Origin of the sequence: Streptomyces sp. SBT349, assembly GCF_001083795.1 — a bacterium.
Taxonomy (GTDB): domain Bacteria; phylum Actinomycetota; class Actinomycetes; order Streptomycetales; family Streptomycetaceae; genus Streptomyces.
On the sequence record NZ_LAVK01000009.1, the window covers coordinates 1 to 14635 of the forward strand.

15 protein-coding genes and 1 pseudogene are annotated in these 14635 nt (G+C 70.6%); 9 read left to right on the top strand and 7 right to left on the bottom strand.

From position 1 onward, the window contains the following. Together ADY01_RS02160 and mqnC are read left to right on the top strand one after the other, a co-directional pair. Positions 1 to 580, top strand: a pseudogene (locus tag ADY01_RS02160) (hypothetical protein); the annotation flags it as partial. 58 nt (positions 581 to 638) lie between these two features. Next, complete coding sequence (gene mqnC, locus ADY01_RS02165) at positions 639 to 1838, top strand: cyclic dehypoxanthinyl futalosine synthase (protein ID WP_049564721.1); 1200 nt, start codon at positions 639 to 641, stop codon at positions 1836 to 1838. Here the strand turns inward: mqnC and ADY01_RS02170 are convergent. From ADY01_RS02170 to ADY01_RS02185, 4 genes are all read right to left on the bottom strand, one after another. Then, on the bottom strand, positions 1819 to 3183 hold the full coding sequence (locus tag ADY01_RS02170) for an ABC transporter substrate-binding protein (RefSeq protein WP_199826144.1): 1365 nt from the start codon (positions 3181 to 3183) through the stop codon (positions 1819 to 1821). The two genes, mqnC and ADY01_RS02170, sit on opposite strands and share 20 nt — an antisense overlap. A gap of 19 nt (positions 3184 to 3202) precedes the next feature. After that, positions 3203 to 4162, bottom strand: a complete 960-nt coding sequence (locus ADY01_RS02175) for a carbohydrate ABC transporter permease (protein ID WP_078899920.1) — start codon at positions 4160 to 4162, stop codon at positions 3203 to 3205. Positions 4163 to 4175: 13 nt separating this feature from the next. Next, entirely contained in the window at positions 4176 to 5084 is a 909-nt protein-coding gene (locus ADY01_RS02180; RefSeq protein WP_234320013.1) for a carbohydrate ABC transporter permease, read from the bottom strand. Between the two features lie 116 nt (positions 5085 to 5200). Beyond that, positions 5201 to 5899, bottom strand: coding sequence for a TetR/AcrR family transcriptional regulator (locus ADY01_RS02185; RefSeq protein ID WP_053170432.1), 699 nt, complete (start codon positions 5897 to 5899; stop codon positions 5201 to 5203). Between the two features lie 102 nt (positions 5900 to 6001). On the opposite strand from ADY01_RS02185, the gene ADY01_RS02190 reads away from it, so the two are divergent. Beyond that, positions 6002 to 6613: an NADPH-dependent FMN reductase gene (locus ADY01_RS02190; RefSeq protein ID WP_049564633.1), complete on the top strand. Its 612-nt coding sequence runs from the start codon at positions 6002 to 6004 to the stop codon at positions 6611 to 6613. A 9-nt stretch (positions 6614 to 6622) separates the two neighbouring features. On the opposite strand, the gene ADY01_RS02195 is transcribed toward ADY01_RS02190, so the two are convergent. Next, a complete protein-coding gene (locus tag ADY01_RS02195; protein WP_063784087.1) occupies positions 6623 to 7006 on the bottom strand; it encodes a hypothetical protein in 384 nt (127 codons plus the stop codon). A 94-nt stretch (positions 7007 to 7100) separates the two neighbouring features. Between ADY01_RS02195 and ADY01_RS02200 the strand changes: the two genes are divergently transcribed. Together ADY01_RS02200 and ADY01_RS02205 are read left to right on the top strand one after the other, a co-directional pair. Further along, positions 7101 to 7802 carry a demethylmenaquinone methyltransferase gene (locus tag ADY01_RS02200; protein ID WP_049564638.1) on the top strand — a complete coding sequence of 234 codons (702 nt, stop codon included), beginning with the start codon at positions 7101 to 7103 and terminating at the stop codon, positions 7800 to 7802. A 39-nt stretch (positions 7803 to 7841) separates the two neighbouring features. Beyond that, positions 7842 to 9110 (top strand): geranylgeranyl reductase family protein, encoded by a 1269-nt coding sequence (locus ADY01_RS02205; protein ID WP_234320010.1) that lies wholly within the window; start codon positions 7842 to 7844, stop codon positions 9108 to 9110. 73 nt (positions 9111 to 9183) lie between these two features. Here the strand turns inward: ADY01_RS02205 and ADY01_RS02210 are convergent, their stop codons facing one another. Together ADY01_RS02210 and ADY01_RS02215 are read right to left on the bottom strand one after the other, a co-directional pair. Continuing rightward, positions 9184 to 10002 carry a C40 family peptidase gene (locus ADY01_RS02210; RefSeq protein WP_049564643.1) on the bottom strand — a complete coding sequence of 273 codons (819 nt, stop codon included), beginning with the start codon at positions 10000 to 10002 and terminating at the stop codon, positions 9184 to 9186. A 250-nt stretch (positions 10003 to 10252) separates the two neighbouring features. Then, positions 10253 to 11032 carry a sulfite exporter TauE/SafE family protein gene (locus ADY01_RS02215; protein ID WP_049564645.1) on the bottom strand — a complete coding sequence of 260 codons (780 nt, stop codon included), beginning with the start codon at positions 11030 to 11032 and terminating at the stop codon, positions 10253 to 10255. Between the two features lie 230 nt (positions 11033 to 11262). Between ADY01_RS02215 and ADY01_RS02220 the strand changes: the two genes are divergently transcribed. The 4 genes from ADY01_RS02220 (at position 11263) to ADY01_RS02235 (ending at position 14590) form a co-directional block, all read left to right on the top strand. Then, positions 11263 to 11622 carry an NADH-quinone oxidoreductase subunit A gene (locus tag ADY01_RS02220; RefSeq protein WP_049564647.1) on the top strand — a complete coding sequence of 120 codons (360 nt, stop codon included), beginning with the start codon at positions 11263 to 11265 and terminating at the stop codon, positions 11620 to 11622. 16 nt (positions 11623 to 11638) lie between these two features. Beyond that, positions 11639 to 12193: a NuoB/complex I 20 kDa subunit family protein gene (locus ADY01_RS02225; protein WP_049564650.1), complete on the top strand. Its 555-nt coding sequence runs from the start codon at positions 11639 to 11641 to the stop codon at positions 12191 to 12193. Between the two features lie 352 nt (positions 12194 to 12545). Next, positions 12546 to 13256: an NADH-quinone oxidoreductase subunit C gene (locus tag ADY01_RS02230; protein ID WP_234320011.1), complete on the top strand. Its 711-nt coding sequence runs from the start codon at positions 12546 to 12548 to the stop codon at positions 13254 to 13256. Then, the gene (locus ADY01_RS02235; RefSeq protein ID WP_078899924.1) at positions 13253 to 14590 is read left to right on the top strand and encodes an NADH-quinone oxidoreductase subunit D; all 1338 of its coding nucleotides are present in this window, start codon (positions 13253 to 13255) and stop codon (positions 14588 to 14590) included. The genes ADY01_RS02230 and ADY01_RS02235 overlap by 4 nt, the downstream gene beginning before the upstream one ends. Positions 14591 to 14635 lie beyond the last annotated feature (45 nt).

Below are 14635 nucleotides of genomic sequence, written 5' to 3' on the forward strand. Positions count from 1 at the left end.
TCCCACCCCCGAGCCGGGCAAGGGGTCTCCCGGACGGCGGCGGCGCTGGCCGCTCGCCGTGGTCGCGGCGGCCGTGGCCGCGCTGCTGACCGCGGGCTGGGCGTCCGGCCTCTTCGCCGGCGCGGAGGAGGACCCCGGCGCCTCGGGAGGCACCGCCCAGGGCGGCGACGGCGGCACCGGGGGGCAGGATCCCGAGCCCGGCGCGAACGCGCTGCCCGAGTCCTTCGTCGGCGAGTGGGAGGGCAGCTCCCAGGCCGTGGGCGGGCTCGACGTGGGGGATCTGGTGATCACCCTGGAGCCCGGCGGGGTCGGGGACGAGGTGGGCACCGTCAGCTGGACGGACCTGCTCGGGCTCGCCACCTGCGTGGACCGGCTGACGCTGGCCGAGGTCGGCGAGGACCGGATCACCTTCGACGCCGTGCCGGACACGGAGTTGTCGGCGGGCCCGCAGGCGTGCACCCAGGACCCCTTCCAGGCGTTCGTCAGTATGGAGGGGAACATGGAAGGGGACGACGTCCTGCACTACGAGAGCAACACCCAGGGCGATGTGATCAGCGGCGAACTGCGCCCCAGCTCCTGAGAACGGGTGACGTACGCTGGTTCGCGCCGCTGTGAGAAGGGAACCTCCCATGGGTTCGATGGGGCAGAGTGCAGAGCTCCTGACCGTGCTCGACCGTGCCGCCGAGGGCGGGCGGATCAGCCACGAGGAGGCGCTGGAGCTCTACCGCTCCGCGCCGCTGCACGCGCTGGGGCGCGCCGCCGACGCCGCGCGCCGACGGCGTTACGCCGGCACGGAGCACATCGCCACGTACATCATCGAGCGCAACATCAACTACACCAACGCCTGCGTGACGGCGTGCAAGTTCTGCGCGTTCTACGCCGCGCCCAAGAGCGAGAAGGCGTGGACGCGGGACCTGGACGACATCCTGCGGCGCTGCGCGGAGACGGTGGAGCTGGGCGGAACGCAGATCATGTTCCAGGGCGGCCACCACCCCGACTTCGGCGTGGAGTACTACGAGCGCCACTTCGCCGCGATCAAGCGGGAGTTCCCGCAGCTGGTGATCCACTCGCTGGGTGCCTCCGAGGTGGAGCACATGGCGCGGATCTCCGGGGTGAGCGCCCAGGAGGCGATCTCGCGCATCCACGCGGCGGGGCTCGACTCGTTCGCCGGGGCCGGGGCCGAGCTGCTTCCCGCCCGCGCGCGGCAGGCCATCGCGCCGCTGAAGGAGTCGGGGGAGCGCTGGCTGGAGATCATGGAGACGGCGCACCGGCTGGGCGTGGAGTCGACGTCCACGATGCTGATGGGCACCGGGGAGACCAACGCGGAGCGCGTCGAGCACCTGCGGATGATCCGGGACACGCAGGACCGCACGGGCGGCTTCCGGGCGTTCATCCCGTACACCTACCAGCCGGAGAACAACCACCTGAAGGGCCAGACTCAGGCGACGCTCTTCGAGTACCTGCGGATCATCGCGGTGGCGCGGCTCTTCCTGGACAACGTGGCGCACATCCAGGGCTCGTGGCTGACCACGGGCAAGGAGGTCGGCCAGCTGTCGCTGCACTACGGCGCGGACGACCTGGGCTCGGTGATGCTGGAGGAGAACGTGGTCTCCTCGGCCGGCGCCAGGCACCGTTCCAACCGCCTGGAGCTGCTGCACCTGATCCGGGCGGCCGGGCGGGTGCCGGCGCAGCGGGCCACCACCTACGAGCACCTGGTGGTGCACGAGGACCCCGCGAACGACCCCGTGGACGACCGGGTGGTGTCGCACCTGTCCTCGACGGCGATCGAGGGCGGCACGGCCCACCCGGAGCTCCACGTCATTCAGCCGGCTCTCTGAAGAGGTCGTTGATGTCCTCGTTGACGTCCGAGAAGGACTCGACGGGGGACTGACCCGAGATCACCCGCTCGAACGCCGGGACCATGAGCGCCCCTATGGCGCCCGGGTTCTCGGCGATGGGGAAGAGGAACGTGGTCTCGTCCGTGACGTGATCGGTGAACGCGCTCACGTCGATGCCGTCCTCCGCGTACCGCTCCTGGGCGATCTCCCACGCCTCGGTGATGGCGGGGAAGACGACGTGCTGGTCGCCGATGACACGCTGGCAGTCGGGCGAGGCCAGGTACTTGACCCACTCCCAGGACTCCTCGGGGTGGTCGGTGCCCGCGAAGATGGAGTCGGCCAGCCCGTTGAACATGCTGGCCCGCTCGCCGGTGGGGCCGACGGGGGTGGGGGCGATGCCCGGGTTCTTGCCCTCCAGGCCGAAGTAGGTGCCGGTCATCCAGCTTCCGTCGGTGATCATGGCGGTGTTGCCCGCGGCGAACTGGTCCGGCGCCTGGACGCCCTCCTGGGCGGCGAGGCTGGGCATGTAGCCCTTGTCGATGAGCGACTTGTACCAGGCGATGCTCTCCTGGAAGGCCGGGTCGTCGAAGTTGAACTCGGTGCCCCAGGGGTTCTGGTCGGTGGCCTGCCAGCCGTTGGCCGCGGCGTACATGGACCACTGGGTCTGGCCGTGGTTCCAGGAGGTGCCGAGCTGCATCCAGATGCCGTAGGTGTCGACGTTGTTCTTGTCGAAGCCGGGCTCGTCGCCGCGCACGCCGTTGGTGTCCACGGTGAGGCGGGCGATGATGTCCTCGTAGGTGCCGCCGTCCTCCGGGTTCCAGGTCATGTTCGCGAGCTGGTCCTCGGTGATGCCCGCCTCCTCGGTCATGTCCCGGTCGTAGAAGACGCCGACCGCGTCCCAGTCCTTGGGCAGGCCGTACCGGTTGCCGTCCTGGCCGACCCACAGGTCGGCCAGGCCCTCCTCGTAGATGTCCATGGGCAGGTCGTCGCGTTCGACGAACTCGTCCAGCGGGAGGAGCAGGTCGCGGGTGACGTACTCCGGGTAGTAGGAGAGGTGGTCGGTGAAGACGTCGGGCGCGGACTCGGAGACGAGGCCGAGGGCGAGGCCGGTCCAGTAGAAGTCCCAGCCGCGCTGCTCGATCCTGACGTCGATGTCGGGGTTGGCCGCCTCGAAGTCGTCGGCGCACTGCTGGTACCCGGGCTGCTGGTTGGCGTCCCAGAGCCAGTAGGTGATCGTGGTCCCCCCGTCGCCGCCGACCGCGCCGCTGCCGCAGGCCGTCAGGGTGAGGGCGGCGGCCGTGGCGCCGGCCGCGAGGACGCGGGCGCGTCGCATGGTGGTTCTCATCGCTTCCGCCTCCTGTTTCCTACTTCATGCCGGTGAACTGGATGGAGTTGACGATCTTGCGGCCGAAGATCAGGAAGATCAGCACCGTGGGGATGGCCGCGATCAGGCTGGCCGCCATGAGCCCGGCCCAGTCGGGTCCGGTCTGGGGCGTCGCGGTGCGGAAGGCGCTGAGCGCGACGGTCAGCACCCGGACGCTCTCCTCCTGGCCGACGAGCTGGGGCCAGAAGTACTCGTTCCAGGCGTTGATGAACGTGAGGATGCCGAGCGTGATCATCGGGGCCGAGCTCATCGGCAGGATGATCCGGAAGAAGACCCGGAAGTAGCCGGCGCCGTCGATCATCGCGGCCTCCTCCAGCTCGCGGGGGATGCCGAGGAAGAACTGCCGCAGGAAGAAGACGGCGAAGGGCGTCATGAAGAAGAACGGCGCCACGATGCCGGGGTAGGTGTTGATGAGGTTGAGGTTCTTGATCAGCACGAAGTTGGGCAGCATGGTGAAGACCGGCGGCACCATCAGCGCGGTGAGGAAGACGAAGAACACCTTGTCGCGCCCCGGCCAGCGCAGCCGGGCGAACGCGTAGGCCGCCAGGGCGCTGAAGAAGACCTGCCCGACGGTGATCAGGGTCGAGACGATCACCGAGTTGCGCAGATAGGTCCAGAAGCGCATCGAGGCGCCCGAGCCGCCCTCGGCCTGCGCCTCCGCGGTGGTGGCGGTGCCGAGCACGCGCTCGAACGGGCCCCAGGTGAAGTCCACCGGGAGCAGCGATCCCGGCTCGGTGAACAGCACCCGGTTGTTGGAGAGCGCGGTGCGCAGCATCCACAGGAACGGCGCGAGGGTGAGGACGACGAAGAGGAACAGGACGACCCAGGCCAGGAGGCGTCCCGGGTTGAACGGGCGGCGCGCGCGTCCGCCGGGGAGGTTCTCCCCGGGGCGGGACTCCCCGCCCGGCTCCGCGGTGGCGGGCTGAACGACGGCGGTCATCGATGGGCCCCCTTCAGGACTGGTCGGATTCGCCGGCGCGCAGCAGCTTGAGCTGCGCGAGGGCGATGCCGGCGAGGATGACGAACAGGACCACCGCGATCGCCGAGGCGTAGCCGAAGTCGAAGCGGGTGAACGCCTGGTCGAAGATGTAGTACTGGATCACGCGGGTCGAGTCGACCGGGCCGCCCTGGGAGGTGACGGCGACGGTGTCGAAGATCTGCCAGGACCCGATGACGGTGAGGACCAGGACGAGGGCGAGCACCGGGCGCAGCAGCGGGAGCGTGATCCTGAAGAAGATCCGCACCTCGCCCGCGCCGTCGACGGCCGCGGCCTCGTAGACGTCGCGGTTGATGGTCTGGAGCCCGGCGAAGATCAGCAGCGCCGTGTATCCCATGTGGCGCCAGACGTTGATGCCGGCGATGGTGGGGATGGCCCAGTCGGGATCGCCGAAGAAGCTGATGGCGTCGAACCCGACCCAGCCGAGCGCCTCGTTGACGATGCCGAGGTTGAAGTCGGCCATCCAGTACCAGACGAGGGCGACGACGACGTTGGAGATCAGGTAGGGCAGCAGGATGACGCCGCGGATCACCGTGGACCGGGTGAGGCGGTGGATGAGCACCGCGAGACCGAGGGCGATCACGGTCTGCGCGCCGATGTTGATGAAGACGTACTGGAGCGTGACCCAGAGGGAGTTCCAGAAGACCTCGTCCTCCATCAGCCGCCGGTAGTTGTCCAGGCCGGAGAACTCGGGGGCGCTCAGGAGGTCGTAGTCGGTGAAGCTGAGGTAGAGGCCGCGGACCGTGGGCCAGGCGTAGAACGTGAGAAAGCCGAGGAGCGCGGGCGCGAGGAAGACGAGGGCGACGCCGGTCTCCTTCTTGCGCCAGGCCGGAACATCGTTGCGCTTGGGTATGCCATCGGCCACAGCCACGACATGCACCTCCTTGTGCCGACCGCTACCGTGATGTTCAGTCGTGAGCGGAAATGTTGCCCATCGAGCGATCCCTGTCAAGGCTGGGGGAGCGGGGATTTACCTCGCCGTTATCTGGGGTCGTCCTCGACGGCCGTGGCCAGAACGCCGTTCACCAGGGCGTTCAGCGCCCACGACAGGCGGGCCATGCCGCAGTCGTCGCCGAGGAACGGGGTGGCCTCGGCGATGCGGGGGTAACGGTCGGCCGGTACCGCGAGGGGCTCCCCGGCGGGCTCGCCGGCGGTCGAACCCTCCTGGAGCAGGGAGAGTTCGAGGGCGGTGGCCGAGACGTACATCATCAGCGTGTCCAGCGCCCAGGCGCGGGTGCGCGGCTCGACGCCGCCCTCGGCGAGCAGGTCCAGCACCCGCTCGGCGATGGCCAGCGCGTGCGGCCCGTCGGGGACCCGGGCGAAGGCGACCGAGGCGATGCCGCGCCGGCGGCTCAGCGTCACGGTGACGTCGTACAGAAGCGCGAGCAGGCGTTCGCGCCAGTCGCGCGCGCCGTCTTGGGGGGCGGCGGGGGCGCCGGGGAGGGGGACCGCCGCCAGGACCCGGTCGAGCATGAGGGCGAGCAGCTCGTCGCGGTTGCCGACGTAGACGTAGAGGCTGGCCGCCCCGGTGTCCAGGAGCTGGGCGACGCGGCGCATGCTGACCGCGTCCAGGCCGTCCGCGTCCAGCACCGCGAGGGCGGCGTCCACGATGCCGTCCCGGGTCAACGCGGCCTTGGCCGGGCGGGTGCGGCGGCTGACGGGCTGATCGGCTCGGTGCATGGGCTCAGCATAACGTTGGACGAACACCGTTCGTGTCGTACGCTGTTTGCAACGAACGATGTTCGCTTCGTTCGTCCGTTGTCACCGAGGAGTGGATTGCGCATGTCCCCGACCCCCCAGCCGCGGCTCAGGCTCGCCGTCATCCTCGGCAGCGTCAGGCAGGGACGGTTCGGCCCCGTGGTGGCCGACTGGTTCCTCGCCGAGGCCCGCCGGGACGACCGCTTCCAGGTGGACCTGATCGACCTCGCCGACACGGCCCTGCCGATCGAGCTGCCGGGTCCCGACCCGTCCACCGTCCCCGCGGGCCGCCCGCCGGGGATGAGGGACCTCTCCGAGGCGCTGGCGGCGGCCGACGCCTATGTGGTGGTGACGCCCGAGTACAACCACAGCTTCCCGGCGTCCGTGAAGAGCCTCATCGACTGGCACTACGCCGAGTGGCGCGCGAGGCCGGTCGGCTTCGTCTCCTACGGCGGGGCGGCGGGCGGCCTGCGCGCCGTCGAGCAACTGCGGCCCGTCTTCTCCGAGATGCACGCGGTCACGGTCAGCGAGGCGGTCTCGTTCACCCGGTACTGGGAGCTCTTCGACGGCGAGGGGCGCCTCACCGAGGCCGAGGGCCACCGGGGCTCGGCCACGCTCATGCTCGACCAGCTCGCCTGGTGGGCCGGGGCCCTCCACGCCGCCCGCGAGGCCGTCCCCTACGAGGTGGCGGGGTGAGGGGGCCGGTCAGCCGGTCGAGCCGGTCGAGCCGGGCGGGAGGAGGGAGACCGGGAGCCCGCCCAGCAGGCCCCCCACCAGGGCGCCCGGCAGTTCGCGGGCCGAGGCGCCGTCGCTGATCGGGCCGGTGACCATGTGGGTGCCCACCGGCTGGAAGTCGGCCACGGTGGTGCCCACCGAGTTGTCCAGGATGTCGGCCGCCGTGTTCCCCAGCGGGTAGAGCTTGAGGTCGAGGGCAGGGTCCACCGCGGCCTCCAGGGAGTCGAAGACGACCGGGACGGCCGCGGCGACGGCCTGGTCCGAGACGATCTCCGCCGAGGCGCCGCCCGCGCCGGCCAGCACGGCACCGGTGGCCGCCGTCGTGGTGAACAGGACACGGGAGAGCTGAGTCATGCCCGGCACGGTAGTTGCTCCGGTGCGCGGGGTTCACGCCGTGACGGGCCATGTCCCCCGAACGGGGCAATGGGCCATCGGCGAGAATGGGTCCGTGACTCGTGCCTCCCTCGACAAGAAGCCCCGCGAGGTCGCCGCCATGTTCGACGCCGTGGCGGCCCGTTACGACCTCACCAACGACGTCCTGGCCCTCGGCCAGAACCGGCGGTGGCGCGCCGCGGTGGCCCGCGCCGTGGCGGCCCGGCCCGGGGAGCGGGTACTCGACCTCGCGGCCGGGACCGGGACCTCGGCCGAGCCGTTCGCCGCGGCGGGGGCGTTCACCGTGCCCTGCGACTTCAGCCTCGGCATGCTGGCCGAGGGCAAGCGCCGCAAGCCGTGGATGCCGTTCGTCGCGGGCGACGCCACCCGACTGCCGTTCGCCGACGGGGTGTTCGACGCCGTGACCATCTCCTTCGGCCTGCGGAACGTGCAGGACACCGAGGGCGCGCTGCGCGAGATGCTGCGCGTGACCGCGCCCGGAGGACGGCTCGTGGTCTGCGAGTTCAGCCATCCCACGTGGGCGCCGTTCCGCACCGTCTACTCCGAGTACCTGATGCGGGCGCTGCCCGCCGTCGCCACCCGCGTCTCCAGCAGTCCCGACGCCTACGTCTACCTCGCCGAGTCCATCCGCGCCTGGCCGGATCAGGCCGAGCTCGCCCGGCGGCTCGGGTCGGCCGGCTGGCGGCACGTGGCCTGGCGGACCCTCTCCGGCGGGATCGTGGCCCTGCACCGCGGGGTCAAGAGCCGCGACCAATAGACTTTTGTCCACCCCGCCCTTATCGATGGGAGAGCCACCGTGCCCGAGTCCGCTGATGTGATCGTCGTCGGGGCCGGACCCGCCGGCTCCACGACCGCCTACCACCTCGCCCAGGCCGGTCTCGACGTGGCCCTGCTGGAGAAGACCGGCTTCCCGCGCGAGAAGGTGTGCGGCGACGGCCTCACCCCGCGGGCCACGAAGCAGCTGATCGCCATGGGCATCGACGTCTCCGAGGAGGCGGGCTGGCTGCGCAACCGCGGGCTGCGGGTCATCGGCGGCGGCCAGCGGCTCCAGCTCGACTGGCCCGAGCTCGCCTCGTTCCCCGACTACGGACTGGTGCGCAAGCGCGACGACTTCGACCAGCAGCTCGCCCACGCCGCCCAGAAGGCGGGCGCGCGGCTGACCGAGCGGTGCGCCGTCTCGGGGCCGATAAGGGACGAGAGGACCGGCCGGATCACCGGCGTCGAGGCCAAGCTCGGCGACGAGAAGAAGCGCGTCACCTACACCGCGCCCGTCATCGTCGCCGCCGACGGGAACTCCTCGCGCCTCTCCCTCTCCATGGGGCGGCACCGGGACGACCGGCGGCCCATGGGCGTCGCGGTCAGGACGTACTTCACCTCCCCCCGCCACGACGACGACTACCTGGAGTCCTGGTTCGAGCTGTGGGACCGGCGCGAGGGCCGCGAGCGGCTGCTGCCGGGCTACGGCTGGATCTTCGGCATGGGCGACGGCACCTCCAACGTCGGCCTCGGCGTGCTGAACAGCTCGCCCTCCTTCAAGGAGCTCGACTGGCGCGAGGTGCTGCGCACCTGGTGCGCCTCGATGCCCACCGAGTGGCAGTTCACCCCCGAGTTCATGACCGGGCCGATCCGGGGCGCGGCGCTGCCCATGGCGTTCAACCGCAAGCCGCACTACGCGCGCGGGCTCATGCTGGTGGGCGACGCGGGCGGCCTGGTGAACCCGTTCAACGGGGAGGGCATCGCGTACGCCATGGAGTCCGGGCGGATCGCGGCCGAGGTCATCAGCCAGGCGCTGGCCCGGCAGACGCCCGCCCAGCGGGAGGTGGCGCTGCGCGCGTACGCGAAGGTGCTGCGCGACACCTACGGCGGGTACTACACGCTGGGCCGCGCCTTCGTGCAGATCATCAGCAACCCGCGGGTGATGAGGATCGCCGCCGAGCGCGGGCTGAGCCACCCGGTGCTCATGCGCTTCCTGCTGAAGCTCCTGGCGAATCTGACGGACCCGACCGGCGGCGACGCCATGGACCGGGTCATCAACGGCCTGACGAAGGTCGCGCCGCGGGCGTGAGACGCGACGAGGGGCGCCGCGGGTGCGGCGCCCCTCGCCGAACGCGGCGTTCCAGCGGCGTTCTTGAGGCGTTCTAGAGGACGCGGACCGCGCCGGTCGGCGGGTCCCAGTCGAGCGTCTGCTGGACGACGCCGCTGGAGGGGTTCTGCGCGCCGATGAACGTTCCGTCGCCGGTGTAGACGGCCACGTGGTAGGCGCTTCCCGCCCCGCCCCAGTAGAGGATGTCCCCGGCCTGGAGGGCGTCCAGGGAGACCTGCGTGCCCGCCACCGACTGCTCGGCCGCGGTGCGGGGCAGGGAGACGCCGACGCCGGCGAACGCGGCCTGGGTGAGGCCGGAGCAGTCCCAGGCGCCGGGCCCTGAGGACCCCATGGAGTAGGCGTCGCCGAGCTGCGAGGTCACGAAGTCCACCACGGCGGCGGCGCTGCCGCCCGTGGCGGGGGCGGAGGCGGGCGCGGAGAGCGTCCGGGGCTCCTGGGCGGCCTCCTCGGCCTCCTGCCGTGCGGCGGCCTCCTCGGCGGCCCGGCGCTCGGCCTCCTCCTGGGCGCGGCGCTCGGCGGCGGCCTCGGCCTCGGCGCGGCGGTCGGCCGCGGCGCTCCTGGCCTCGGTGGCGGCGCGGCTCTGGGCGAGCCGCCGGTTCTGCTGGGTCTCGGCCTCCGAGACATAGGCCGCGGTGGCCTGGCTGGCTCGGTCGGCGCCGTGGGCGAGCGCCAGGTCGAGGGCGGGGAGCTCACCGGTGGACTCGGTGGGCTTCTCGGCGGCGAGCGCCTGGGCGCTGGAGCCGGTGACGGCCACCGTGCCGACGACGCCGGTGAGGACGCCGCCGCGGATCAGACCGCCGGTGCGGGAGGGCCGGGGTTTTCGGTGCCGACCTCGGTAACGAATTGGGGACATGCAGATAACGGCTACCAGCAGACGCGGTTGATCTCAATGTTCGTGTGATAGGCCACATTTGACAGGTGCGCGACGACTTGGTGGCCCTTTTGTCCGGAGTGCCGCTTCCTCCGGGAGTCGGTCCTTCCGGCCGGTGTGCCGTCGTGTCCTGCGTGTTGTCCGGAATGTCGCGGGCCCCCGGCGGACTACCACGCGGCCCTTCCGTCCATCAATGGTCACCCCGGAACCCCGCCGTCCACTGTGGCGCACCTCACGGCCACCACTGGTCGTAGGCGAGCCTGGCGACCAGTCCCGCGACCACGACGAGCAGCACCACGCGGACGAAGCCGCTGCCCCTGCGCAGCGCCATGTGCGCGCCCGCCCAGCCGCCGGCCATGTTGAACACCGCCATCAGCGCGGCCAGCCCCCACAGCACCGTGCCGTGGGCGGTGAAGACGGCCAGGGCGCCGAGGTTTGTGCCGACGTTCACGACCTTCGCGGTGGCCGATGCCTTGAGCAGGTTCATGTGCAGCAGCGCCACCAGCGAGATGACCAGGAACGTGCCGGTCCCGGGGCCGAGGACGCCGTCGTAGAAGCCGATGCCGACGCCCGCCACCAGCAGTGCCGCACCGACCCTGCGGCGGGTCGGGACGCGGTCGGCGCCCGCGGCGCCGAACCGCGGCCTGAGCACCACGAACGCCGCCACCGCCAGCAGCATCACCATGATCAACGGCTGGAGCAGGCGCTTGTCCACGGCCGAGGCGAGCAGGGCGCCGCCCGCGGACGAGGCCAGGGCCAGCGCGCCGAGCCGCGGCGCGAGCCGCCGGTCCAGCGGGGCCTCGCGGGCGAAGGTGACCGCGGCGATCGAGGTGCCGGTCACGGCGACGGCCTTGTTGGTGCCCAGCGCGTAGGTGGGGGAGAGGTCGGGCAGCCCGATCAGCAGTGCGGGCAGCTGGAGCAGCCCCCCGCCGCCGACGACCGCGTCCACCCACCCGGCGAGCGCGGCGGCGAGACAGAGGGCGACGGCGGTGGTGAGAGCGATGTCGGGCACCGGATGAGCTTGGCCGCGAGCGGCCCGGCGATCAACGGCATTGCCGGGAACGTCCCGGACCAAGTGGCTTGATCCGATGCCCGGGTGGGAGAGATCACAGCATTGATGGGGGGCCCGTGTCGTGGGTCACAGGAGCCGAGGCATAAGATACCTCTTGCCTTGTGAACTGACTCACATAGCGTTGATCTTTCGGTAGCAGCAGTCGCCGTCGACTGGAAGGAGCGAGTGCGGTGAACGCGTACGTTCCCATCCTCGTGCTGGGCGCCCTCGGGGCGGCCTTTGCCGTCTTCTCCGTGGTTACGGCCGCCCTCGTCGGCCCCAAGCGGTACAACCGGGCGAAGCTGTCGGCCTACGAGTGCGGCATCGAGCCGACCCCACAGCCCGAGGGCGGCGGTCGGTTCCCCGTCAAGTACTACCTGACGGCGATGCTGTTCATCATCTTCGACATCGAGATCGTCTTTCTCTATCCCTGGGCCGTGCACTTCGATTCGCTGGGGATGTTCGGTCTGGTGCAGATGCTGATTTTTGTCGGCCTCATCGGCGTTGCCTTCGCTTATGACTGGCGCCGTGGAGGACTCGAATGGGACTGAGAGAGAGGCAATCCTGATGGGTCTCGAAGAAAAGCTGCCCAGTGGATTTCTGCTCGACACCGTCGAGAATCTGGCGGGGCTGGCGCGGAAATCATCCATCTTCCCCGCGACGTTCGGGCTGGCGTGCTGCGCCATCGAGATGATGACCACGGGGGCGGGCCGCTACGACCTGGCCCGCTTCGGCATGGAAGTGTTCCGTGGCTCGCCGCGCCAGGCCGACCTGATGATCGTGGCCGGCCGGGTCAGCCAGAAAATGGCTCCGGTGCTGCGACAGGTGTACGACCAGATGCCGAATCCCAAGTGGGTTATCTCCATGGGCGTCTGCGCCTCGTCGGGCGGCATGTTCAACAACTATTCGATCGTCCAGGGTGTCGACCACGTCGTCCCCGTGGACATTTACCTGCCCGGGTGCCCCCCGCGGCCGGAAATGCTGATGGACGCGATCCTCAAGCTGCACGCGAAGATCCGCGAGGAGAAGCTCGGCATCAACCGCGAGCAGGCGGCCCGCGAGGCGGAGGAGGCGGCGCTCAAGGCGCTGCCGACGATCGAGATGAAGGGGCTGCTCCGATGAGGTGCGCTGGCCGCGCGGGCCGGGCGGGGCGCTCCGGCGCGACGCCGGTGCCGCCACGCGGACTTCGTCGCGCGAGCGCCCCCGAGCTTGCGCCTCCACGCCGGACCCCCGCAGACCGGGACGGGCTTGCGCCCGGTATCCGGACCTTGGCGGGGCGGGGCGGTCTCACGCCCGGTGTCCGGGCCTCCGCAGGGCGGGACGGGCTTGTGCCTCTGTGTCGGGCCTCCGCAGGGCCGTACGGGCTTGTGTCTCGACGTCCGATCTCCGCAGGTCGGGGTGGGCTTGGGGTCGGTGTTCGGCGTCTGGTGGGGGATGGTCGTGTTGGGAATGGACCTGCTAGGGAGATGTGCAGGTGAACGGGAACACAAGCACAAACGACGTTCCCGCGCCGCGTGGGGAGGCCGGAGAGGCCATCGCCCAGCGGCGGGGGATGTTCGGCGCCGACAACGGCGGTGACACCACCGGCTACGGCGGGCTGGCCCGGACGGTCCGGATGCCGGGGGCCGGTTCGCGGCCGTACGGCGGGTACTTCGACGAGGTCGCCGACGAACTCGAAGGGGCCCTGGAGGAACAGGGGATCGACCCCGGGACGGCGATCGAGAAGACCGTCGTGGACCGCGGCGAGGTCACGTTCCACATCGCCCGCGAGCACCTGCTCGCCGTCGCGCGGACCCTCAGGGACGACCCGGCGCTGCGGTTCGAGCTGTGCACCGGCGTCAGCGGTGTGCACAACCCCGCCGACGCGGGCCGCGAACTGCACGCCGTCTACCACCTGCGCTCGCTCACCCACGGCCGGCTCATCCGGGTCGAGGTCAGCGCGCCCGACGCCGATCCGCACATCCCGTCCGTCGTCGAGGTCTACCCGACCAACGACTGGCACGAGCGCGAGGTCTACGACTTCTTCGGCCTCGTCTTCGACGGTCACCCCGCGTTGACGCGGATCATGATGCCCGACGACTGGCAGGGCTTCCCGCAGCGCAAGGACTACCCGCTCGGCGGCATCCCCGTCGAGTACAAGGGCGCCCAGATCCCGGCACCCGACCAGCGGAGGTCGTACAGCTGATGACCACACACGCGACCCGGCCCGCGGGGGCCAGGGAGACCACGGAAGGCACCGTCTACACCGTCACCGGCGGCGACTGGGACGGGATCGCCCAGGAGGTCGCCGAGCGCGGCGACGACGAGAAGATCATCGTCAACATGGGCCCGCAGCACCCCTCCACACACGGCGTGCTGCGGCTGATCCTGGAGATCGACGGCGAGACGGTCACCGAGGCCAGGGCGGGCATCGGCTACCTGCACACCGGGATCGAGAAGAACCTCGAATACCGCACCTGGACGCAGGGCACCACGTTCGTCACGCGCATGGACTACCTCACGCCGTTCTTCAACGAGGCGGCGTACTGCCTCGGCGTGGAGAAGCTCCTCGGCATCACCGACGACGTGCCGGACCGGGCGAGCATCATCCGCGTCCTGCTGATGGAGATCAACCGGCTCTCCTCCCACTTCGTGGCCATCGCCACCGGCGGGATGGAGCTCGGCGCCACGACGGTCATGATCTACGGGTTCCGCGACCGCGAACTCTGCCTCGACATCTTCGAGTTGATCACCGGGCTCCGCATGAACCACGCGTTCATCCGCCCCGGGGGCCTCGCCCAGGACCTGCCGCCGGGCGCGGTCGACTCGCTGCGCGAGTTCATCACCAAGATGCGCAAGAACATCGACGAGTACGACAAGCTCTGCACGGGCAACCCGGTGTTCAAGGCGCGGCTGAAGGACGTCGGCCACCTCGACCTCGCCGGCTGTCTCGCCCTCGGCGCCACCGGCCCCATCCTGCGGTCCGCCGGGCTCCCGCACGACCTGCGGAAGACCGACCCCTACTGCGGGTACGAGAACTACGAGTTCGACGTGCCGACCACCGACACCTGCGACTCGTTCGGCCGGTTCCTGCTGCGCCTGGAGGAGATGCGGCAGTCGCTGCGCATCGTCGAGCAGTGCATCGACCGCCTGGAGCCGGGACCGGTCATGGTGGCCGACAAGAAGATCGCCTGGCCCGCCCAGCTCGCCCTCGGCCCCGACGGCCTGGGGAACTCGCTGGACCACATCAAGAACATCATGGGCACCTCCATGGAGGCGCTGATCCACCACTTCAAGCTGGTCACCGAGGGGTTCCGCGTGCCGCCGGGGCAGGTCTACACGGCGGTCGAGTCCCCCAAGGGCGAGCTCGGGGTGCACATCGTCAGCGACGGCGGAACCCGGCCCTACCGGGTCCACTTCCGCGACCCCTCCTTCACCAACCTCCAGTCCATGGCGGCGATGTGCGAGGGCGGCATGTTCGCCGACGTCATCGTCGCGGTGGCGTCCATCGACCCCGTGATGGGAGGCGTCGACCGGTGAGCGTCAACGAGACACCGTCCACCGCGGGCGGCACCGACGTGCAGC

Bases quoted from the DNA above. Each gene is read 5' to 3' on its own strand.
- mqnC (WP_049564721.1), top strand. From the start codon at position 639: ATGGGGCAGAGTGCAGAGCTCCTGACCGTGCTCGACCGTGCCGCCGAG.
- ADY01_RS02225 (WP_049564650.1), top strand. From the start codon at position 11,639: ATGGGTCTCGAAGAAAAGCTGCCCAGTGGATTTCTGCTCGACACCGTC.
- ADY01_RS02195 (WP_063784087.1), bottom strand. From the start codon at position 7,006: ATGACTCAGCTCTCCCGTGTCCTGTTCACCACGACGGCGGCCACCGGT.
- ADY01_RS02190 (WP_049564633.1), top strand. From the start codon at position 6,002: ATGTCCCCGACCCCCCAGCCGCGGCTCAGGCTCGCCGTCATCCTCGGC.
- ADY01_RS02185 (WP_053170432.1), bottom strand. From the start codon at position 5,899: ATGCACCGAGCCGATCAGCCCGTCAGCCGCCGCACCCGCCCGGCCAAG.
- ADY01_RS02175 (WP_078899920.1), bottom strand. From the start codon at position 4,162: ATGACCGCCGTCGTTCAGCCCGCCACCGCGGAGCCGGGCGGGGAGTCC.
- ADY01_RS02170 (WP_199826144.1), bottom strand. From the start codon at position 3,183: ATGAGAACCACCATGCGACGCGCCCGCGTCCTCGCGGCCGGCGCCACG.
- ADY01_RS02210 (WP_049564643.1), bottom strand. From the start codon at position 10,002: ATGTCCCCAATTCGTTACCGAGGTCGGCACCGAAAACCCCGGCCCTCC.